Source organism: Clostridium sp. AF21-20LB, from assembly GCF_003478795.1.
GTDB classification, from domain to species: domain Bacteria; phylum Bacillota; class Clostridia; order Lachnospirales; family Lachnospiraceae; genus Otoolea; species Otoolea fessa.
In genome coordinates, this window is sequence record NZ_QUGD01000028.1 from 1 (window position 1) to 22,456 (window position 22,456).

At 51.4% G+C, this 22,456-nt stretch carries 18 protein-coding genes, 2 tRNA genes and 1 other RNA gene; 1 reads left to right on the forward strand and 20 read right to left on the reverse strand.

The genetic code is table 11. The features are described from left to right. Window positions 1-638: 638 nt before the first annotated feature. The 8 genes from DWX76_RS11825 to ffs all read right to left on the reverse strand — a co-directional run bounded on the left by DWX76_RS11825 (window position 639) and on the right by ffs (window position 9,034). Window positions 639-1,373 (reverse strand): CvpA family protein, encoded by a 735-nt coding sequence (locus tag DWX76_RS11825; protein ID WP_118570753.1) that lies wholly within the window; start codon window positions 1,371-1,373, stop codon window positions 639-641. Further along, a complete protein-coding gene (locus tag DWX76_RS11830) occupies window positions 1,358-2,182 on the reverse strand; it encodes a Cof-type HAD-IIB family hydrolase (protein WP_118570754.1) in 825 nt (274 codons plus the stop codon). The genes DWX76_RS11825 and DWX76_RS11830 overlap by 16 nt, the downstream gene beginning before the upstream one ends. A 120-nt stretch (window positions 2,183-2,302) precedes the next feature. Next, window positions 2,303-4,549, reverse strand: a complete 2,247-nt coding sequence (locus DWX76_RS11835; RefSeq protein ID WP_107001684.1) for a hypothetical protein — start codon at window positions 4,547-4,549, stop codon at window positions 2,303-2,305. Window positions 4,550-4,639: 90 nt separating this feature from the next. Continuing rightward, window positions 4,640-5,239, reverse strand: a complete 600-nt coding sequence (gene recR, locus DWX76_RS11840) for a recombination mediator RecR (RefSeq protein ID WP_022359051.1) — start codon at window positions 5,237-5,239, stop codon at window positions 4,640-4,642. A 3-nt stretch (window positions 5,240-5,242) separates the two neighbouring features. Beyond that, window positions 5,243-5,596 carry a YbaB/EbfC family nucleoid-associated protein gene (locus DWX76_RS11845; RefSeq protein ID WP_022359050.1) on the reverse strand — a complete coding sequence of 118 codons (354 nt, stop codon included), beginning with the start codon at window positions 5,594-5,596 and terminating at the stop codon, window positions 5,243-5,245. Window positions 5,597-5,753: 157 nt separating this feature from the next. Beyond that, entirely contained in the window at window positions 5,754-7,373 is a 1,620-nt protein-coding gene (gene dnaX / locus DWX76_RS11850) for a DNA polymerase III subunit gamma/tau (protein WP_118293774.1), read from the reverse strand. A gap of 17 nt (window positions 7,374-7,390) precedes the next feature. Continuing rightward, window positions 7,391-8,470, reverse strand: coding sequence for a 6-phosphofructokinase (locus DWX76_RS11855; RefSeq protein WP_118473071.1), 1,080 nt, complete (start codon window positions 8,468-8,470; stop codon window positions 7,391-7,393). A 301-nt stretch (window positions 8,471-8,771) separates the two neighbouring features. Then, window positions 8,772-9,034: signal recognition particle sRNA large type (gene ffs, locus DWX76_RS11860), an RNA gene on the reverse strand. 262 nt (window positions 9,035-9,296) lie between these two features. On the opposite strand from ffs, the gene DWX76_RS11865 reads away from it, so the two are divergent. Continuing rightward, window positions 9,297-10,322, forward strand: a complete 1,026-nt coding sequence (locus DWX76_RS11865; protein WP_118293773.1) for a branched-chain amino acid aminotransferase — start codon at window positions 9,297-9,299, stop codon at window positions 10,320-10,322. Window positions 10,323-10,377: 55 nt separating this feature from the next. Here DWX76_RS11865 and tadA read toward each other — a convergent pair whose 3' ends face one another. The 12 genes from tadA to yabP all read right to left on the reverse strand — a co-directional run bounded on the left by tadA (window position 10,378) and on the right by yabP (window position 22,376). Then, window positions 10,378-10,866 carry a tRNA adenosine(34) deaminase TadA gene (gene tadA / locus DWX76_RS11870; protein ID WP_117796687.1) on the reverse strand — a complete coding sequence of 163 codons (489 nt, stop codon included), beginning with the start codon at window positions 10,864-10,866 and terminating at the stop codon, window positions 10,378-10,380. Between the two features lie 228 nt (window positions 10,867-11,094). Continuing rightward, on the reverse strand, window positions 11,095-12,444 hold the full coding sequence (locus tag DWX76_RS11875; RefSeq protein ID WP_412694064.1) for a hypothetical protein: 1,350 nt from the start codon (window positions 12,442-12,444) through the stop codon (window positions 11,095-11,097). A gap of 139 nt (window positions 12,445-12,583) precedes the next feature. Then, a tRNA-Leu gene (locus DWX76_RS11880) sits at window positions 12,584-12,669 on the reverse strand. A 33-nt stretch (window positions 12,670-12,702) separates the two neighbouring features. Further along, a tRNA-Tyr gene (locus DWX76_RS11885) sits at window positions 12,703-12,784 on the reverse strand. Between the two features lie 156 nt (window positions 12,785-12,940). After that, window positions 12,941-15,106: a glycoside hydrolase family 13 protein gene (locus DWX76_RS11890; RefSeq protein WP_118570755.1), complete on the reverse strand. Its 2,166-nt coding sequence runs from the start codon at window positions 15,104-15,106 to the stop codon at window positions 12,941-12,943. Between the two features lie 588 nt (window positions 15,107-15,694). After that, the gene (ftsH, locus tag DWX76_RS11895) at window positions 15,695-17,503 is read right to left on the reverse strand and encodes an ATP-dependent zinc metalloprotease FtsH (protein WP_412694065.1); all 1,809 of its coding nucleotides are present in this window, start codon (window positions 17,501-17,503) and stop codon (window positions 15,695-15,697) included. 57 nt (window positions 17,504-17,560) lie between these two features. Continuing rightward, the gene (gene hpt / locus DWX76_RS11900) at window positions 17,561-18,085 is read right to left on the reverse strand and encodes a hypoxanthine phosphoribosyltransferase (RefSeq protein WP_022360393.1); all 525 of its coding nucleotides are present in this window, start codon (window positions 18,083-18,085) and stop codon (window positions 17,561-17,563) included. Next, a complete protein-coding gene (tilS, locus tag DWX76_RS11905; protein ID WP_243022566.1) occupies window positions 18,078-19,469 on the reverse strand; it encodes a tRNA lysidine(34) synthetase TilS in 1,392 nt (463 codons plus the stop codon). The genes hpt and tilS overlap by 8 nt, the downstream gene beginning before the upstream one ends. Window positions 19,470-19,745: 276 nt before the next feature. After that, complete coding sequence (locus DWX76_RS11910; protein WP_107001691.1) at window positions 19,746-21,164, reverse strand: SpoIIE family protein phosphatase; 1,419 nt, start codon at window positions 21,162-21,164, stop codon at window positions 19,746-19,748. Window positions 21,165-21,330: 166 nt separating this feature from the next. Beyond that, complete coding sequence (locus tag DWX76_RS11915) at window positions 21,331-21,675, reverse strand: septum formation initiator (protein ID WP_181986250.1); 345 nt, start codon at window positions 21,673-21,675, stop codon at window positions 21,331-21,333. A 7-nt stretch (window positions 21,676-21,682) separates the two neighbouring features. Further along, on the reverse strand, window positions 21,683-22,081 hold the full coding sequence (gene yabQ, locus DWX76_RS11920; RefSeq protein ID WP_118570757.1) for a spore cortex biosynthesis protein YabQ: 399 nt from the start codon (window positions 22,079-22,081) through the stop codon (window positions 21,683-21,685). A 10-nt stretch (window positions 22,082-22,091) separates the two neighbouring features. Next, window positions 22,092-22,376 (reverse strand): sporulation protein YabP, encoded by a 285-nt coding sequence (gene yabP / locus DWX76_RS11925; protein WP_022360387.1) that lies wholly within the window; start codon window positions 22,374-22,376, stop codon window positions 22,092-22,094. Window positions 22,377-22,456: the final 80 nt, after the last annotated feature.

The window sequence follows — 22,456 nt, forward strand, 5'->3', positions numbered from 1 at the left end:
GGCTAATTTTAACCGTTATTACTGTTGTTTTGGTTTTGTTCTGAATGTTCTCTTGAACTTCAAGGCTTAACCAAAAGCCTTTGTTCTTAGAATTTTCAGGGTTTTACATACTGTTCAGTTTTCAAGGTTCTTTGTTGTTGTCTCATTGACAGCTCATTTATATTACCACAAGCGGTTATCTTTGTCAACAACTTTTTTATTTTATTTTTCGCAACTGAGCTTTCGCTCAACAGCTTGAATATCATATCATAGGCAGTTGTCGTTGTCAACTATTTTTTCTTAATTTTCAAAACATTTTCGCAAATAAGAAAACCTGTGATATTCGATTTTCCCTGCATATGCAGACCAACGTCAAAACACGTTAGAGTTAGAGTTTACCATTTCAGCATTAACTTGTCAAGGGCTTTTCACTTGTTTTTTCGCTGACATATTCCATACAGAATCATTGCGCATCCTCGCGGAGCGTTTATCTCAGTCGGAGACCCAACTCCCACTGAGACAAATTTGCTATTACTCGCCACCTAAAGAGGTGGGAGTCTTCTCGACTGAAATAAAAAATTTGGCACACCTAACTCATCACTAAGTAGCGAGAATGCGGTGTGCCGTTTTTCAATATCACAGTTTTTCTCTATACGCTTTTAAATAATCCGTTTCACAACACCCATCAGGATGCTTCCAAGCATATTGTGGTCATACAGCCAGGTCAGCCAGATATTGCTTTCTATCTGGTTCAGGAAAAGTTCACCAATCGTCGTTGCCGAGAACAGTGTAATAAGCAGTGCTGCAATCCAGACGAAAAAGATCCCTTCCGCACCCCCCAGCACGGCACCTGCCAGACGGTTCAGCCCCGATATGATCGGCAGCCGGGAGACCACATTGAGCGATACGGACAGAACACGCAGTCCGCCGAACACGGCTGCAAACAGCAGGAAAAAACTTATAATATTGATCAGGCTGTTTGCCAGATAACGGCTGACGTAGTGGGTAAAGCTGCTTACACCCAGCGCCTCGTAAACTTCGCTGTTATTATTCTCCAGAAGCGCATCCTTTAACTGTTCCGGAAGCTCCATTTCTTCAATAATACTGCGCTGTACGGATGGCGGCGCCGCGTCAGCTGCCTCATTTTCCGCCTCATCGTCCTTTTGAATAAATTTCGTCACGCTGTCCTCCACCGCCTGATAGACCACCTCATTGCTGCGAAGCAGATTCGCGACAGACGGCGCACCAAAATGAACCACCCCCAGCGACAGCACCAGGGAAACGGCCGAGACTGCCAGGCGGACAAATCCGCGGTAATGCCCGTACAGTACCATGGAAACCAGATAGACTGCCACCACCACGAACAGCCAGTTTTCTTTTATATAAGCACCCATTGTCTGATCGCCTCCGCTACGCCCTCTTCCCGGTTCGAAGCGGCAATCCGGTCTGCGCGTTCCTTTAAAAATGGGGCGCCATTTTCCATCGCTACGCCGATTCCTGCTGCCTCCAGCATGGGCCAGTCGTTTTCGCCGTCTCCAAATGCCATCGTCTCCTCCGCTTCAATTCCCAGATACTGACAGAGATTCCGCAGCCCGCTCCCCTTTGTGATGCCCGCCGCGTTGAGTTCCAGATTCCACGGAAGCGAGGAGGTCACCAGAACCTCCGGCATCGCTTCCAGCTTTGCCCGGACTGCCTGCTTGCTCTCCCGGTCCTTAAAATTTAAATTCATCTTCTGCACCGGGCATTTTTTCTCCCGCAGATACTCCACCATGTCAGTAACTGCCCGGCGCGTCGCCCGGATATAGGCGCATTCACGTTCCGGTATCCCGTATTCTTCCAGCTGTGCCAGCAATCGCGTCTCGCTGACGCCGCCCTCCGATACATACATATCGTAAATAACCGGATGCCGGCGCAGCACCTCAATCACCCGGATCGTCTCTTCCCAGCTCAGGCAGCTTTCCGACACCCAGGTATTTTTCCTGAAATCCCGGACGACCGCCCCATTTGTAAATATGCCATAGTGGACGCCCGGCAGGCTCAAAACCTCCTCTGGCACTGCCGGGAGCGCGCGCCCGGTCGCCGGGACAATCTCAATTCCCCGCTGCGCGCACAGTTCCATCACCTGTCTTGTTTTTTCCGACACGTGCATTTTTTCATTTAACAGTGTCCCATCTAAATCGAGGGCTATTAACCGTGTTCCCATCTTTCTCTCCCGTATCTCTTTTTACTGTCCACTACCAGAAAACGCTGCCGGGAAGCATTCCCCCGCAGCGCTCTCTTTTACTAATTAGTTTTAATTTTAAAATTTCTCGAATTGTTTTAATTAATCAAAGAAATGTTTCTCTTTCAGAATCAGAAGTCCATCCTTATCATATTTCGATGAGAACAGTCCGCTGAAGGATTTCTTCTCCGCCTTATCTGCAGCTTCCTCGATCAAATCTTCGGCACTTGTCTTGGTAAGCGGTTCTCCATCCTCCTCCATCATCTCAGCGCGCTCGTACAGAGCCAGCATGCTCTTTCCCGAAATACTGCAGTCGATCTCCGATGCATATTTGCAGGCATACTGAACAAACTCCTCAACATCCATATCGCCGGACTTTTTGGACGGTTTCTCTTCCGGCTCATCCTCTGGATAATTGGAATACTCGTCGTCCTCGCGTTCGTCTTTATAGCTGTCTTTGTAATCGTCCTTATAATCATCACGATAGCCGCCACGCGCATAATCATCCTCCGGCTCATACTCGTCCTTCTCGTAGTGATCTTCTTCGTCTTCATACTCCGGCTCGTCATCGCGTCTTGCCTCTTCCTGACGGCGCAGTTCTTCTCTCTGCCGCTCTGCCAGACGGCGGTCTTCCTCCGCTTTACGCGCTTCTTCTGCCTCTTTGGCTGCCAGTGCCTGTGCTTCTTCCTTGGCGCGCTCTTCTTCCTCACGGCGGGCTGCTGCTTCCTGCTGTCTGCGTTTTTCCTCTGCCTCTTTTTCTGCCTGACGGCGGATCTCCGCTTCACGCTCTGCCTGGCGTTTTCTGGCTGCTTCTGCTTCCTGCTGCGCCTGCTGGCGTTTCAGCTCTTCCTCGCGCGCCTGTGCCAGCTTCGCTGCATCGTCTTTCTGGTTTTCACAGCCGATATACTGGAAACGCTCTGCTAATGCCGGATATGCGCGGTGCATCTGCTCTAAACGTGCCTGCGTATCAATCAGAACAACGACCATGCCGGTTTCATCCTGTGTCATCAGTTCTTCCAGCTCTTCCACCGTCAAATCGTCCAGATCAGCTGCATGCTCGACCACCAGATCCTTGCCTGCCAGGCGCTCCGCCACCGATGCGATGCCGCGATGGGAAAGGTTTGCACCGCTGATCTTGGCAACCGGATGCTTGGTTCCCAGCTCGCGGTGAATCTTTTTCAGGGAATCAAGTGCCATCGCAAGACCGGCTGCCGGATCTTCCGCCTCGATCATCAGATGATTTGATTCCTTGATCTCCTCTTCTTCCTCTTCCGGTTCGAAATCCCAGTCTTCCACTATGGTTTCCTCTTCCTCTTCAAATTCATGAATCGGAGCTTCCTCGCTCTTTTCCTCTGCCTCTGCCGGCTCCAGGTCGCGGAGATTCCTGAAAACACGTGTCTCCCCTTCGGATGCGCCCTCTTCCTCATCGTAAGGCTTGATCTTGGACACTTCTTTTGCCAGCGCTTCTTCCGCCTGTGCTTCATGAAGGCTTGCTACTACATCCTCGTCCAGCGCAGCCTTTTCTACTTTCTCGTCCGCCGGTTTTGTCTCAGCTTTCGGTTTTCCAGCCTTCTCTTCTGGCTCTGCCTGCTCCGGCTGTCCCTCCGGCTCGTTCTCCGGTTCGTCGTCCAGCTCTGCCTCCGGCTCATCCGTATCCAGATACTCTCCTTCCGGCTCTGGCTTGCGGTATGTACCGTTCTTGTACTCTTCTTCCACCGCACGCAGCTTCTCTTCGTACTTCTCGCGGTTTTCCACCAGATCCATCTGATATTTCGTCAGCGGCGCATACTGAAGTTTCAGTTCCATTGCCTTGTCCACATATTTGCCAAGACCGAACATCAGCATGATCTTGTCGCAGATCCGCACACAGTCGTCCGCCTGGTTCGCCTGATGATAAAGCTCTGCCAGGTGGTACAGCCATTTCTCATCCAGCTCTTCCTGACAATATCTCTCCAGAGAATTGATCTGCTGCTCTAACGGCGCATCCTTCGCCTCCAGAATCAGGAAACGAAGCAGATACTGGCGCGGGTCATCGCCGGACAGCTCACAGAACTCCCGGTAATATGCCTCTGCCTCCTGAATATTATTTTCACGCAGTGCAAGGTCGGTCAGCTTATATAAAAGCCCCTTTCCAAGCGGCGCTCTCTCATATGCCAGCAATAAAATATCCTTGGCATCCTGATACTCTGCATTTTTCTCATAAATCTGGGAAATCATCGTAAGCAGGCTGGTGCTGCGTACACGACGCCAGTCGATGGTATCGGCGATCTTCATCGCCGTCTCGAAATCTCCCTTGTTAACCAGTTTCTTAATCTGCTCTACCTTGATGTTAAACTCGTATTTATCCATCTTATGCATCTCCTAACTTCCTGCCGCGGCAGAAGTTTTATTGTTACTGTTCACGCATACGTGCCCAGTAACGTTTTATTTGCTCACCGGCTACAGCTCTGTACGCCCATCCAGCGCGCGCAGAAGCGTTACCTCATCAATATATTCCAAGTCGCCCCCGACCGGAACGCCGCTGGCGATTCGCGTCACCCGGATCCCTGTCGGCTTAATCAGCTTGCTCAAATACATCGCGGTCGTCTCGCCCTCCAGGCTTGAGTTGGTTGCGATAATGACCTCACGAACCTCCTCTTTCTGCAGGCGAGTCATCAGCTCCTTGAGCCGGATGTCGCCCGGCCCGATCCCCAGCATCGGGGAGATCGCCCCATGCAGCACATGATAGACCCCGTTGTATTTTCCTGTCTTTTCATATGCCGCCAGATCGCGCGTATTTTCCACCACCATGATCGTCTCATGATCTCGCCGGTCGCTGCTGCAGATCGGGCATAGTTCCTTATCCGTCAATGTGCAGCACTCCTTGCAGTAACGCACATTCTGCTTGGCTTCCAGAATCGCGCCGGACAAGTGCCTGACCTGTTCTTCCGGCATATTGATGATATGAAATGCAAGACGCTGCGCCGATTTACTTCCGATTCCGGGAAGTTTTGACAATTCTTCGATTAGCTTGCTAATCTGGCTGCTGTAATAATCCATCGCTTAAAACGGGAATCCGCCTCCCAGACCGCCAAGGCCACCGGTCAACTGGGACATCATCTGGCTGCTGTCCTCTTCCGCCTGACGGAAGGCCTCGTTGGTCGCCGCCACGATCAGATCCTCTAACATCTCGATATCATCCGGATCCACTACTTCCTCAGACAGTTTCACGGAAAGAACCTCTTTTTTACCAGATACGGTCACGGTTACAGCGCCGCCGCCTGCGGATGCGCTGTACTGCTTCTCCTCCAGCTCTTTCTGCTTCTCTTCCATCTGGCGCTGCATTCTCTGCGCCTGCTTCATTAAATTGTTCATATTGCCCGGCATACCGCCTGGGAAACCGCCACGTTTTGCCATGGTGTCATTCCTCTCTTTCACTTCTTTTTATTTATATTCAGACTGGCTGCCGATTGCAGCCGGTTCTATATATCATATAAACCCACTAATATCATTTATCTGCATTTAATCACAGCTTCTTGCATTACAAAACAAGGCTCATCTTTGGCAAGCTCCACTACACGGAATCATCCTCTTCGACAATCACATCGGTATGGATTGCGTTCTTTAAATCCTCATCACTGACATAAACCGTTCTTTGCGGCACAGCAGATGATTCTAAACGGACTTTAAATTGCAGAGTCTTTTTGTATTTTTCTTGCACTACTTCCTGCAAATTTTTAAGCTCAGGCTCCCGATTGATAATTCCAAACGTATTTTCATCTGTACACACAATGCAAAGGCAGCCTTCGCCCGCCGGTTCTACACTTGTCTTGGGAAGACTGAGTCTAATCGAACCCACAAGCTGGCTCAGGGACGCAATCCGTCCCCATTCTTTCCGCATCAGCATCAGATCTTCGTACTGTGCCGGTGGAAGGGATACCTTCTTCGGCTCAGGCGGCGTTTCCACCACAGCCGTTTTGGAGGATGCCGCCTGCCCCGCTGCCGGTGCAAGGGACGCCAGTTTCTGTAGATTGTCCGGCATTTCCTGCATTTTCTGCTCTAATAGCGTAATCCGCTGTAAAATGGAATCAAGATTCTGTTCCATCGACGGCGTCGTCAGCTTGATAAAGGCAATCTCCACCAGAATCCGCTTCTGTGACGCGTAGCGCAGCTGCCCGGAAAGTTCCGAGAAAATACGGATGTAACGCATCAGCGTTTCCGTATCAACGCCTGCCGCCTCTTCCTTTAAAACTGCCAGATTTTCCTCCGACATATCGAGCATATCGCCCGGTTCGTCGGTCGTCTTGGCAATCAGGAGATTTCGCATATACCAGACGAAATCGTTGACAAGCTGCGAAAGATCGCGCCCCTGGATGATCATTTCCTCAATCTCACGGATGCACGCCTTCGTATCACTTGCAAGCACCGCCTGAAACAGCTTGCTGAACACGCGGTTATCGACCGCGCCCAACACCTCGAGCACATTGTCATACGTCAGCTTTTCCCCGAAATGGAACGCCACGCACTGATCGAGAAGACTTAACGCATCTCGCATCGAGCCATCCGCCGCACGTGCCACATACCTAAGTGCCCGGTCGTCTACATCGATCTGCTCCGCCTGCGTCAGCTCCGCCAGCCGTCCCGCGATGGTATCGATCGAGATCCGCTTGAAATCATATCTCTGGCACCGGGACAGGATCGTGATCGGGATCTTGTGGACCTCCGTCGTCGCCAAGATAAATATAACGTAGGACGGCGGTTCTTCCAGCGTCTTTAAGAGCGCATTGAACGCGCCGATCGAAAGCATATGAACCTCGTCAATGATGTAGACACGGTAGCGCCCATCCGTCGGCGGGTACTGCACCTGCTCCCGGATATCGCGGATATTTTCCACACCATTGTTGGATGCCGCATCGATCTCCACCACATTGAGGGAAGCTCCTTCCGCAATCTGGCGGCACATACTGCACTCGCCGCAGGGGCTGCCGTCCACCGGATGTTCACAGTTGACTGCCCGTGCAAAGATCTTGGCAATACTCGTCTTACCGGTTCCGCGTGTCCCGCAGAAGAGGTACGCGTGCCCGATCCGCCCGGAGTTGATCTGATTTTTCAGGGTCTTTACGATATGGTCCTGACCCCGGACCTCTTCAAAGGACGTCGGACGCCATTTTCTGTACAGTGCTGTATATGACATAAACTACTACTTCCTTACTATTCGTCGCCGAAGCTGATGCCTACATCCTTAGCTTCCCGGATAATATCGCTCTTCGGATCGACCATCTTTAATTTACCGGCAATGTCCGCGAGCGGAATTTTTTCAATCTTATTGTTGTTTAAAGCGACCATATAGCCGTATTCTTTGCGGCGGATCATCTCTGCTGCCTCCGCGCCGAGGCGCGTCGCAATCACACGGTCATACGGGCATGGCTCGCCTCCGCGCTGCATATGCCCCGGAACCGTCACACGGATCTCCTGCCCCGTCCGCTCGGAAATCTGGGCGCCCAGCTCGTAAGCGACCGACGGATAAACCGGTCCATTTTTCTTCTTTTCTTTTAATTCTTTCTTGGTCAGGGCTGCATTTTCCTTGGAAATCGCGCCCTCTGCGACCGCCAGAATCGTGAAATTCTTGCCATTTTTAGTACGGCTGCGGATCGCATTTACCACCACATCAATATCATACGGGATCTCCGGCAGGAGAATGATGTCAGCTCCGCCCGCGATGCCTGCATAGAGCGCCAGCCATCCCACCTTGTGGCCCATGATCTCCACGATGAAGACTCTGCCATGAGACGCCGCCGTCGTATGAATACAGTCGATGGCATTGGTCGCCACATCAACCGCACTATGGAATCCAAACGTAAGATCGCTGCCCCAGAGATCATTGTCTATGGTCTTCGGAAGAGAAACGATATTGAGTCCTTCCTCCCGCAGCAGATTTGCCGTCTTCTGGCTGCCGTTGCCGCCTAAAATGACGAGACATTCCAGTTTCAGCTTGTAATAGGTGTGTTTCATCGCTTCCACTTTATCCAGACCGTTCTCGTCCGGCATCCGCATCAGCTTGAAAGGCTGTCTGGAAGTTCCCAGAATCGTACCTCCGCGTGTCAGAATCCCGGAAAAATCCGACTGTTTCATAATCCGGTAGTCTGCATACATAAGACCTTTATAGCCGTCTTCAAATCCAACTATCTCTATGTCATCGAACATCTTGTACAGCGATTTTGCCACGCCTCGCATCGTCGCATTTAAGCTCTGGCAGTCGCCGCCGCTGGTTAACATACCGATTCTTCTCATGAGCGCTTTCCCTTTCTTCATAACCGTCCAGTACCTTCACAGTTACCCTTATTCTAAGTTTCCAACAACCCCCATATCAGGATAAACTACACCCATTTTGTAATTATAATACAATCATATCCCGCGGGCAAGAAAAAATTCCTTACAAATATCATAGACATAAAAATACCGGGATACGCGCTTTTAATCTGCTCCGGCACGGTATTCCTACCCCTTGGCAAATCAAATTCCACATATCCCGGCTATATTCACACACCTGCAAAAATGCTGGTTTCTGCATCTATTTTCTTATAAAAAAAATCCGCACGCCCGGCTTCGAACGTATGCCATGGACGTTACCCTGACAGTTAACTCGGTCCAGGCTGCCTTGCGGCACACAGAAGCTTCTGCTTAGTGCTGCTGCATTCCTGCCCTGACACGGTTCACAGATTTCTGTTGCGCAAGACCCAGACTTCAACGCCACTTTTCAGGGGCAGCCCCACAGTAAAAACGCCCTCGGTCGGACAACACCCCTGCTATAGCGGATTGCAGGTACAGGGCACCGCTAACTCCCCGGCTGTGCGGAAACTTTATGACTTGGTCTTATATGACGGAATGACCTGCAGACCGTCAGCCTGTTTAGTATACATGGCAGCCGCCGTTTTGTCAAGCCGGAGCTTGACTAACAAGCATTGTATAAAAATACATTTTATTGTTTTTTTATCATTTTTTATCCCAGAATCTTGCAACAGAAGAAAGAAATCATTATAATAGGTATAAATCTAGCGACTGCAAAAAGTCAAACAGTTACTAAATCATAAAATTCTGTAAGATTGGAGCAACGATTATGGAAAAGAAAAATATCGACTGGAGCAACATCGGTTTCGGCTATATGCCAACGGATTACCGCTATGTTTCCATGTACCAGAATGGTTCCTGGGACGAAGGCGTCCTTACCTCCGACCCGAATATTACCCTGAATGAATGCGCCTGTGTTCTGCAGTATGCACAGACCTGCTTCGAGGGTCTGAAAGCGTATACGACCGAGGACGGCCATATCGTTACGTTCCGTCCTGACTTAAACGGCGAGCGTATGGAGAATTCCGCAAAAGGCCTTGAAATGCCGCCATTCCCGAAGGAACGCTTCGTAGACGCCATCACAAAAGTAGTAGAAGCCAACGCAGCATTCGTACCGCCGTATGGTTCCGGTGCAACCCTGTACATCCGCCCGTATATGTTCGGTTATGATTCCATCATCGGCGTTAAACCGGCAAACATCTATCAGTTCCGCGTATTCTGTACACCGGTTGGCCCGTACTTCAAGGGCGGCGCTAAACCGATTACCATCCGCGTCAGCGATTTCGACCGTGCAGCACCTCACGGAACCGGTCACATCAAAGCCGGATTAAACTACGCGATGAGCCTGCATGCGATCGTCGATGCTCATAAGAACGGTTTCGATGAGAACATCTACCTGGATCCGCAGACACGTACCAAGATCGAGGAGACCGGCGGCGCAAACGTTATCTTTATCACCAAAGACGGCAAGCTGGTAACTCCGAAGTCCAACAGCATCCTTCCGTCTATCACACGCCGTTCTATCCTGCAGGTTGCAAGAGATTACCTTGGCATGGAGACCGAAGAGCGTGAAGTATACTTAGACGAAGTAAAAGATTTCGCAGAGTGCGGTCTGTGCGGTACCGCAGCTGTTATCTCCCCGGTTGGCAAGATCGTTGACCACGGCAAGGAAATCTGTTTCCCGGCAGGTATGGAGAAGATGGGTCCGGTTACCCAGAAACTCTACGAGACACTGACCGGCATCCAGATGGGTCACATCAAAGCTCCGGAGGGCTGGATCCACGTAATCAAATAAGGACTGTACCTTTCGGTTTGAACGGAAAATATGGAATGCAAAAAGCTGGTGGAAATCATTCACCAGCTTTTTCTTCTTTCTTCTTTTTTCTCTTTTCACGCAATTCTTTGAAAAATTCTTTCAACATCATCGAACATTCCTCGCCCAAAAGTCCTTCTTCTGTCTCCACCTGATGATTGAATCCTTTTTCATCCAGAAGATTCAGTACCGAACCGGCGCAGCCGGCTTTCGGGTTCATGGAACCGATGTAAACTTTTGGAATCCGCGCCTGCACGATCGCCCCTGCGCACATCGGGCATGGTTCCAACGTCACGTACAGCTCACATTCTTCCAGGCGCCAGTCGCCCATGCGCTTGCACGCTTTTTTGATTGCCGCGATCTCCGCATGTGCCAGCGCGCTATGATCGACCATCCGACGGTTGTAACCCCTGCCGATGATTTTGTCCTCATACACGATCACGCAGCCGATCGGCACTTCTCCGAGCGCCCAGGCTTTCTTCGCCTCGCGGATCGCCGCTTTCATATATTTCTCTTCCCGTGTCAATTTTGCTGCCACTGTTTTTTCCTCTTTCTTGTTTTATATATTTCTATCTTTTTCCTCCGTTCAAATTTATCCGCTTCCAACAACAGACATCCTTATCCCAGTTTCCCGGCAAGTTTGCTCCGCTGCCAACCAAACACCTGAAAGCATTTGACCCGTATCCATCCTACCCAGAAAAGCTATCCTTTGTCAAGAGTTCTCTAAAAGGAGCGACCGGCTTTTATGTAAAATTCAAATCCGTATACCAATACCCGAACCGGCTATCGCGCGGCGGCTGGCGGGTGGAACGGACAAAGCGGTCAAAGCCGAACATCGCCGCCATATATTTTTCATTGTTTCCATAATGTCCCGGCACGCCAGAATGTAGCGCCCCCGTTCGCCGGGTTTCCCCAGTCTCGCCAGAATCAGATATCGGTAGTTGTAGTAACCGTGCAGAAGAAAGCTGTTATTTCCATACACCCAGTTTTCCCGCGGCAGAAGCCCGATATCCTGCGGTTTGATTACCAGAATCTCGCAGCCGTCGGAGCATTCGAAGGCGGTTACTTTCGGATAGGTAACGCGCAGGCGGTCCCAGAGAGTCTCGGCGGGATCTTCTTTCGAAAATTCCTTGGATGAATCTGGTTGCGGTTGTTTTTGATTTTGAGAGTCCGACCGAAATGCCTCTTGATGGTCTGGTGGAGAATCTGGAGGCATTTCTTTCCGGACTTCCCAGGTGGATTCTTGAGAATCTTTCCGTCGCGCCTCTGTCTGCGCTTCCTGATAGGATTCCTGAAAACTTTCCTTCGGTGTCTCCGTTTGCACTTCTTGAGTGGATTCCTGAAAACTTTCTTGCGGTGTTTCCGTTTGCGCTTCCTGAACAACTTCTGCCTCTTGATGATCGGATGTTTCTGAGACATCTGGAACCGCTTCCATGGTTTCCATGTCCTCGAAAATCTCCAGGTTTGAATCCTCCAGCTTTTCTGGCTGGGGCTGGCTGATTCCGAAGTCCGTTTCGTTTATATTCACAGCTTCTTTCTTCTCTGTCTCCGTGGATGTGTCCTGACTCTCCATTTCTCCCGACCGGGTAAGTTCTGACGCCTCATCCAATTTTTCTTTCCCTACAGACGCGCTGTTCACTTCCCCAGCTACATTCTCTGCCAGTTTCCGCGTTGCGCCTTCCTTCTCTGCTTCCTGCTCCCGCACTTTCTCAGCAGTCACATCCGCCAGCTCAACCTCTGCCGCATGCGCGACGGCATCTTCCCAGATCGTCGTATAGGCACGCCATGCGCTGTCCGTCTCATGAAGAGTCAGACCACAGCACTCTTCCATATTGCAGCCGCTTCCTTCAATATTTTCACAATTGACGACGGCACGGAACTCCCCATTTCCGCCACGGACAAACAGGGTGCCGATACGGATCTCCTCCTGCCCTGCCAGAAGGTATACGCCGATCGGGCTGCCGCCCGCAAAGACACGGCGGACGCTGACCTGAATCCGGCAGGAAGTTCCCCGCGTCTCCAATTTCGCAAATCCCGTATTTTTCCCTTTGATTCCGCCCTCGTATGCATAGATATATGATATTAACCGATGATATGCAGACATGTTTTCACTCCTTTGCTTTGTATTATATGCAAAAGAAGCGCCGGTTTATGACAGGATTTCTATATCCTGATATAAACCAACGCTGCAAATACGTCCGTATAACGCAAAATCGGGAACAGTTAAAAACTGTTCCCGATACTGCCGGCGACCGGAATCGAACCGGTACGAAGTTTAACCCTCGCAGGATTTTAAGTCCTGTGCGTCTGCCAGTTCCGCCACGCCGGCATCATTATTACTCATGACTGGCACAAAGCCAAATGGATGGAGGTGGATTCGAACCACCGAAGCGAGACGCAACAGATTTACAGTCTGCCCCCTTTGGCCACTCGGGAACCCATCCAAAATTGCTCTGACAGTTGAAGATTATAGCATGGCTATCTCAAAAAAGCAAGTGTTTTTATATATTTTATTTAATATTTTTATTTCCATTTTTTCCTGCTTTTGATTCTTCTCGTTCAACTGCCAGAAATCATATATCTTGTCGAAGCCGCATTTCCTACAATGCCGTATCATTTCCCGTCAAAACGATACTTCCGACCGGTGGGATTTTCACCTCGATATAGCCGTCCTTTACCTCATGTTCAACCTGTCCGGCGTTGTAACCGTCCTCATAGGTCATCATTTCCCGGCGCAGGACCGCCCCGTCGCGCGCCCCGATCTGCCAGACCGGAATCTTGAGCGTCAGCCAGTCATCACCTGTATTGACCGCCGTCACGCCGCAGCACGCGCCGCCAGCTCTCTGAGCACTCTGAAAACGTCCATAGGCAATATAGCCATCTCCCGCCGCCAGCGCTTTCAGGGAACCATTTCTAAATGCCGGACAGCGTTTCCGGATGCCGCTCATGTAGCGGTGGAACTCGATCAGCTCCAGGTTTTCCCCGCCCCACGGGTACGTCCGGCGGCTGTCCGGATCGGTCCATCCACAGACACCCGCTTCGTCACCGTAATAGATCGTCGGTGCGCCCGGCCAGGTCATCTGCATGACAACACCCTGGCGGAAAATGCCATAGCTGATGCCTTCCTCCGCTGCTTTTGCACCTGCCGACGCAAGACGGCCCACCCGGCGGTTTGTCCGCGTCATAAAGCGGGAGTGATCGTGGTTGGACAGCTCGTTCATCGCACACTGCACGGAAGCCGTCGGCATTTCACTCATATGGTAGCGCATCGCCTCAAAAAAGGCGCATCCATCCCCAAACAGCGCCGGATTTTCTTCGTCACTGTGCTTCTCCATCCCGGTCAAAAACCATGACAGCGGCTCCATAAATGCATCATAATTCATGACCGTATCCCACTGATCGCCCTTCAGCCAGTCATACGGGCTGCCGTAATGTTCCGCGATCATGACCGCCTCCGGATTTGCCTCCTTGACTGCCGCGCGGAAATCACGCCAGAACTGATGGTTCATCCCGGCACTCCGCCCCAGATCTGCCGCCACATCCAGCCGCCAGCCATCTGCTCCAAACGGCGCCGACACCCATTTTTTCGCAATCCCCAGAATGTACTGGTACAATTCCGGCGATTCCTCGTAATTGAGCTTCGGAAGCGTCGCGTGTCCCCACCAGCCGTCGTAGCTGTCATTAAACGGCCAGGCATTTTCATTGTGGAACTGAAAAAAATAGCGATACGGGCTGTCCTCCGAGACATATGCCCCCTGCGGATAGCCGCCCGCGTGCTGGTACAGAAGTTCCGCATCCAGCCATTTATTGAAAGAACCACAATGGTTGAACACACCGTCCACCAGCACCCGGATTCCCCGCTTGTGTGCTTCCTCAATCAGGCGGGCAAAAAAGGCATCGCTCGCCTCCAGGTTCTGCTCATCCGCCGTCCGCGTCATATATTTATGTGCGCGGTCATTGTCCGTATCTTCCGGGCACACCAGCCCGTCTGCGTCCTCCAGAATCACTCCATAATGCGGATCGATATGGTCGTAGTCCTGACAGTCATACTTATGGTTCGACGGTGATACAAATACCGGATTTAAGTAGATTGCTTCTATCTTGAGACTCTTTAAATAATCAAGTTTATCTAAAACACCCTGCAGATCACCGCCGTAAAACCGTCCCACATCGAGTGTACTGATCGGTTCCTTCCAGTCCGTCACCCGGGTGACCGGCTTTTTCAGATAAATATATTCATTGGTTTCCGTATCGTTTGTAGGATCGCCGTTGCAGAACCGATCCACATAGATCTGATACATCAGCGCGCCCTTGCTCCACTCCGGCACATGAAATCCCGGAATCAGGCGGAACGGGTGCGCCGCCGCATCCTCTGTCAGCCCGATCCGGTTGTAAAGACAGACGTTCTCGCCCCAGGTTACCTGAAATACATACGAAAATGTTTTCGTTCCCAGAGTCAGCGCACAGCTGTAGTAATCAAAACGGCTGTCTGACTTGTCAGCCATACCGCTACCATCTATGCCTCGATTTGTATCTGCACCGTTTCCAACGCTGCCAGCACAGCACTCCCACGAAAGCCGTTTCATCTGCCACTCCTGCAAAAGCGCCCCGGTCTCCGGGTCATATTCCAGCAGTACAACCGCATCTGCTCCATTTTTCTCTGTTCTGAAATAAAATGTAACGACTTCACCCGCATCTGCCTCCGAAGGACAACGGTAATCCTCTGTCTCGTCGCAAAATAGCGCGTCGCGATTGATCTGCTCCATCTGTTTCCCTTTCCAGCGGTTTCGCCGCTTTCACAATCATGTTATTTTCTGCCCATATTTTACAGGATTTCCCAAAATTACACAAGTTATTTTCACGCCCCTAATTTTAGGTAATAAAAAAGAATGTGCCTTGGCACATTCTCGCGCCGAGCGCGGTCGCTTGCGACATGTTTCTGCTTCGCGCGAGTGTGCATCCTCGCGGAGCGTTTTTGTTTCATAGGACGTAATTTCCTATGAAATAAAAAAGGTCAGCGGGGTAGCTGACCTTTTTAGGAGAAGGTATTTCGTTTTATGGGGTGTAGCAAAAACTATATAATGTATTGGGGGGGGGTTACGTCTATTATAATAGCATAGGAGGGGAAATAAGTGTGCACAAACATCGTTTTATTTCGATTTCTTTTTTGTGCAAATCAACACTCTCTCCCGAAATGTCCAGCAAAATCCGCCTGAAATTTGCATAAAAGAAGGTGCCACCACTGCCATTTCCATCTATCCGATGGCTGTCCGGGATGTCTCCCGCACATTCTGGCAGCTGACTGGCACCTTTTTTCAGGCTTATTTCCAGACCTGTTTCATGCTTTGAACTTTTTATGCTTCTGTCACCGGAGTTTCAGCTTCCCCTGACGGCTTTTCTCCATCCTGGAACAGCGCTTCAAACTCAGCCTGACCGATCTTCTCTTTCTCCATCAGCAGGGCACAGCAGGAATGAAGGACATCCTCGTGATCGAGAATGATCTGTTTTGCCTTGGCATAGCATTCGTTGATGATGCGTTTTACCTCGCTGTCGATCTCGCTCGCCACTTCCTCGCTGTAGGTTCTCGTATGCGCCAGGTCGCGGCCAATAAAGACCTCGTTGTTGTCTCCACCGTAGTTGATCATGCCCAGTTTTTCTGACATACCGTACTCGGTTACCATCGCGCGCGCCATCGAGGTCGCCTGCTTGATATCCTGGGAGGCGCCGGTCGTGATGTCGTCAAAGATAATCTCCTCGGCGATTCGTCCGCCCAGCGAAACCATGATATTTTGAAGCATTCTGCCCTTCGTCATATGAAGCTCATCCTGCTCCGGAAGCGGCATCGTATAGCCTGCCGCACCGACACCGGTCGGAATGATCGAAACGGTGTGAACCGGTCCCACATCCGGGAGGACATGGAACAAAATCGCATGACCCGCCTCATGGTATGCGGTAATCTTCTTATCTTTCTCGGAAATCACCTTGCTGCGCTTCTCAGCACCGATTCCCACTTTAATAAAGGCTTTCTCAATATCCGTCTGGGTCAGGAACTTACGTCCCTCTTTTGCGGTATTGATCGCCGCCTCATTCATCAGATTTTCCAGATCGGCTCCGGTAAATCCAGCGGTTGTCTGCGCGATGCGGTGTAAATCCACATCCTCGCCCAGCGGTTTTTCCTTCGTATGAACGCCGAGAATCTCCTCGCGTCCCTTGACGTCCGGTCGTCCGACTGCCACCTTTCGGTCAAATCTGCCCGGCCGCAGAATCGCCGGGTCGAGAATATCCACGCGGTTCGTCGCCGCCATGACGATGATGCCCTCATTGACTCCGAAACCATCCATCTCAACCAGGAGCTGGTTGAGCGTCTGCTCTCGCTCGTCGTGACCGCCGCCCATGCCGGTACCACGCTGTCTGGCAACCGCATCGATCTCATCGATAAAGACAATACACGGGGCATTTTTCTTGGCTTCCTCAAACAAGTCGCGGACACGGGATGCGCCGACACCGACGAACATTTCAACAAAATCCGAACCAGAAATCGAGAAGAACGGAACGCCTGCCTCACCCGCCACCGCTTTGGCAAGCAGGGTTTTACCGGTTCCTGGAGGTCCGACTAAGATCACGCCCTTCGGGATGCGCGCCCCGACGCCGGTGTATTTCTGCGGATTTTTCAGGAAATCTACGATCTCCTCCAGTTCCTCTTTCTCCTCTTCCAGACCAGCAACTTTGGTAAAGTTGACCTTGCTGGTCGATACCATCCGGGCACGGCTGCGTCCAAAATTCATCATCTTGGCATTTGCCCCGCCGCCGGAACGGGAATTGATAAACATAAACAGGAAGATCAGAACGCCTGCGGACAAAGCGATCGGCAAGATCACCGTCATAAAATAGCTATCCTGGCGGACGCTGGTGGTCGTGTACGGAACCCCCGCCTTGCGCAGCGCCATCTCTACTTCCTTCACATCCAGCACATTGAATTCCTCCCGGTCGCCGGAGGTTGTCTCAAAAACAACCTCACCGGTCGGCACCTCGCGGTTCGGGCGGATCTGTGCGCTCTCTACGGTCTTATTTTCCAGATATACCATGAACTCCGGATAGCTTAATTCCCGCTCCGTCGCCATTCCAGGGACTTTCAACGAGAAAAACATGATAACGAGCAGCATGAGGATCAGAAGCCCCACGCCTCCCATCGACTGACGTTGTTTCAACTGGCTTCCTCCTTATACTTCCACAACACCGATGTACGGCAGGTTGCGGTATTTCTGATCGTAATCCAGGCCGTAACCTACGACAAACTCATCCGGGATTGTAAAGCAGGTATATTTAACCTGAACCTGTTTTTTTACACGGCGCTCCGGCTTGTCAAGCAAGGTGCACAGCTCGATATTTTTCGGATTTCTTTGTTTTAATACCTCGATCAGATATGCCAGGGTGCGTCCGGAATCGATGATGTCCTCCACGATGATGACATTCTTGCCCTCCAGCGGCTCGTCCAGATCCTTGATAATCTTTACCACACCGCTTGACTTGGTGTCGGAACCGTAGCTGGATACGGACATGAAATCCAGGGAAACCGGAATAGTCAGGCGTTTTGCCAGTTCGCAGGTAAAGAATACGCCGCCCTTTAAGATACAGATCAGGTGGACTTCCTTTCCCTCATAATCTTTGTTGATCTGTGCTGCCACCTCACTGATCTTCTTGTTTACTTCTTCTTCCGTTAATAATACACGAATCTTATCAGCCACTGCTTTTTCCTCCGTTAAATTCCACCTCAAGGATGGTTTTTGTCTGTTCTGTTATCTTATAATATGCGCTGATCCGGTGCCCCACTATCCACAGGATATGTTTTTCTTCCGCCAGAAGCCAGATTTGCTCCCGCTCCTGTCTCGGAATTTTCTCATCAATCATCCAGGATTTCAGTGTTTTCCGACCACCGGACGGCAGTGTCAGGTAGTCCCCCGGCTGCCGGTGTCTCAGCGATAAGGTACCTTTTATTTTATCATAGTCAAACCATTTCGTATACTGGTTTTTCGGAAATTCATCCCCATTTTCACAGGGGAAAATATGCATCTGCAAAAGATTCTCATCCTGGCTGCCCGGAAGCAAAACCTCTTTTCTTTCCCCTGGATGACTAAGCGGGCGCACTTCAAGAAATCCATATACATTCACCGCCCGGAACCCATGCGGCAGCGAAATACTCTTTCCGGTTCCCTGATGCAGAAGTTCCCGCACCGCCTGCACATGCGTCTCCGTCACGTCCCGGAGCGGCATTTTGCTCTTTAAAAACAACCGCCGCACGATATAACCCTGCACAATCTCCGCCTGTTCTGCCAGCGCTCCTGCATCCGCTTTTCCGTCCGGTGCATGCTTTTGAAGCCATTCTTCTGCCACCTCTTCCAGATAGGCATCTGCCTGCCGGATGCGTCTGCCCGCCTGGTCGATATGACGGACTGCCTGTGCATTCAGGCGCTCTTTTACCGCCGGAAGCAGTTCATTCCGAAGCCAGTTGCGGCTGTATTCACTCTCCTGGTTCGTCGAGTCCTCCACCCAGTCCTGTCCCTGCTGCAAAAGCCATGCCTGAATCTCGCTTCGCTGCGCCCAGAGAAGAGGACGGATGATGCGCCCCCGCACCGGAGCAATGCCGGAAAGCCCGGTCAGACCGCTTCCGCGGAACAGGTTAAAAAGAACCGTTTCCGCATTATCATCCGCATGGTGGGCGGTGGCGATGTGAACCCGGGCGGCTGCCGCCTCTTTTTCCCCCGCATTCTCCGATGTCAAATCCGGACACATCTCTTCCTCCCACGCAAGCGCCGTCTCCTCATACAGGCGGTACCGCGCCTGCCGTCCCGCCTCCTCGACGGAACATTTCCGGTCAAGCGCCTCTTTCGCCGCATCGATACGGAACTCATAAAAAGGAACTTCCAGCCGTTCACACAGCATCCGTGAAAATGCCGCATCCCTATCTGCCTCCGCGCCGCGCAGCCCGTGATGGACATGGAGCGCCCGCAGGGAAATCTGAAACGTCTCCCGCAGCTTCCAGAGCACCAGCAAAAGACCGACGGAATCCGCTCCCCCGGATAAACCGACCAGAACGCCATCCCCCGGCCTGGTCATATGATTTTGTTTCATATAAATTTCTGTTTGTTTCTGCATTCTTTTATATTTCTTTTTATCCCTCTTAAAAATAAATCCACTCGTAACTGTTCAGTACCTTCACAGTATAACGGATCTCCCCTTATTTCTCAACCTGCCAGATTCTACCGTTTACCCACGGTTACTATTCACGCATACGTGCCCAGTAACGGAATTTGCCGTGGCTTCGCATTTAAATACGGCAAATTCCTGCTGCCACCACGTTTTCTTACGGCACTTTCGGTTCCAAAAGTGCCTACCTGTGAACAGTAACTACCCGCGTTCCAGCACCGTCCCTACCAACACTGTGCAGTCATCCACCACACCCCCGTCCGAAAGCCCGGACGCAAACGCCAGGATCTGTTCTGCCAGTTCCTGCGGGTTGCCGCCGGAAAGGTTTGATACAAATTCCATGAACGTCTCTTCCTTGTGTTCCCCCGGCATCGCTTCGAGAATGCCGTCGCTTATCATAATGATTTTCTCGCCGTCCCACATTTTCCGCGACATCAGAACCGGCTCCGCGTTCTGTACAATTCCCATCGGCAGCCCGCCTGCTTCCAGAAACTCAACACCCTCACGCCCCAGAATAAAGGTCGGCACCGCGCCCAGCTTCATCGCTTCCAGCACACCTGTCCCCAGATCGATACAACATAGATCGATTGTTGCCGGATTCTGCTCCGTGCCCGCCAGCAAAAGCACCGTATTTACCAATTTGAGCGCCGATCGTGCCGAAAATCCCGTCTCCAGCAGGCGCTGGGTCAGCTCAATGACCTTCTCGCTGTCCTCACTGGCGCTTCTGCCGCTTCCCATGCCGTCCGACAGGCTCATAATCACCTGCCCCGGAAGCCCGGTCTGCACCGTACACGTATCGCCTGAAATCGGTTCACCCTCCCTGGGGCTGCACGCCATGCCGTACACCATCCGGTATTTACCTTCTTCCACAAAACGGAAGGTCGCCGCATTGCGGGTGATCAGGCTTTTGCTGTCTTTCGCCACACTCCAGTGGCTTCCGGCGATCGCGCGTCCCAGAAGTTCCGCCACATCCCGCGCCGTCATGCATCGCCCGTTGACGCTGCGGAGTGTGAGAAACGCCTCCTTCTGCTGATTTTCATATTGAAGCACCAGCATGTTGTCCACGCGCAGATGGCTTCTGCGGAGTATCCCTGAAAGCACCTCCTCCCAGGATGCCGTCACATCCGCCGCCTGTTCCATCTGGTTGGAAAATTCCTCCAGAATCGCCGCCAGCTCCCGGAACTGGACGATCACCGCGTCCCGGCTTTCCAGAAAACGGTTTTTCCACCCCAGATTCATCGTCGCCCGCCCGAGACTCCGGTTCAATTCCCGCAAATATGCCTCTCTCTGGGAACAGATCTCATGAAACAGGCGAGGCATGTCCTCCAGGTCGATTTTCCCTTTCTGCTCGAACGTCCGAAGCAGATAATAGAGATAATAACTGTCGTCCCGGCGGCTGCCATAATACAGGTTGCACCGTGTACAATCGCCGCATACCGCCGACGCCGCCGTCTGCATTGCCGCCAGCCCGTCCTCCTTCGTCAGATGCCCCTGCCCGCCGATCTCATCCGCAAACGCCTGCGCCAGACCGCCCAGCGACAGTGCCATGCTCTTTAAACGTCTTGCCGTGTAGACGTTGACATCCGCCATATCTCTATGTAAAGTTCTCCGTTTAAGCACAAAAAATCCCTCCTAACCTGTATAACGCCATTATATACAGGCTGGAGAGAAATATTTGTCAAACGGACAGAGCAAAACCAGGGAAAACTTCGACATTTTCCGACCTATCTATGAACACTGCTCCCCCGTGTGCCATACTCCAGGCATTCTAGGATGTGCTGCAAGCCTAATTCGGATTCGACGGCTTAAGCAGGATCTCATTGCGGTTTACAAGTCCCAGCTTCTCCTTCGCTACCTTCTCGATATACTGCTTGGTCTGCACGTATACGCGGTATTCCTCAAGCTGTTTGGCACGTTCTTCTTCTTTCGCAACCTGTGCCTCCAGATTTTCCTCACGAATTGAATAACTCCTATCCTTTTCCTTGAGATCGATGCCCTTGATGTGCACGGCAACCGCCAGACTCAGCACTACCATCGTAACGCCCACAAGCGCCATCCGGTTGTTTAAATTATCCTTTTTCTTTTTCCGCACATTTCCCCCCGGTCTGCCTTCCGACATCTGTCTACGCATTCTCATCTCACTTCCTTTCCATGTTTTCTGCCTGTCCCCTTGTTGTACGTTTCTTTCCGGTCTTCTGGCTTTTTTTGCCTCTTCTTTTCATTTTAATCCATCCGCTGCATTTTTTCAATACCGCAAACAAAAGACGGCTGCCCGTCCGGTCATAAAACACCATGCCGCCGAGCACGCCCGCCACCGCATAGCCACGCAGAACTCCGTCATTCTGCCCGAACAAAAGCCGGAACGTCGCAAAGCTGGCAAAGAGCCAATACGCCGCATCCTCCATGCCTGTCCAAAATGAGCTGTGCCGTACCAGCCACCGGAAGATCCTAAGCCCGTCATACATCATCATCAGCGCGATCCCCGTACACACACTGCCGCCAAGCAGCCATATTTCCCCTCTCACCGTCCCGCTCATCCGCCACCGCCTAACGGAACAGCCGTCCAAAGAACGACTCCTGCGATTTCCGGTGGGACTCGTTGCAGGAATACGAAAAGCTTTCAAACTCGCCCTCAATATCCACTTCGCCCTTTTCCAACGTCAGACGGCTCACATGCAGCGCCTTCCCACGCACCGTCAGAAGCCCCATGTTTGTATCGAGAATCATCTGGTTCTCATCAAATGACACCACATCCTGGATCCCCGTCACACTCCCCTTTTCCCGGTTCAGAAGCTCCAGCTTGTGAGGTCTGGCATCCAATTTTTCTTCCATGCAAAAAACCTCCCAATTTATCTAACTTATAGCCTATAGCTGCCTATTGTTAAATATATTGGGAGGTTTTCAGGTTTATG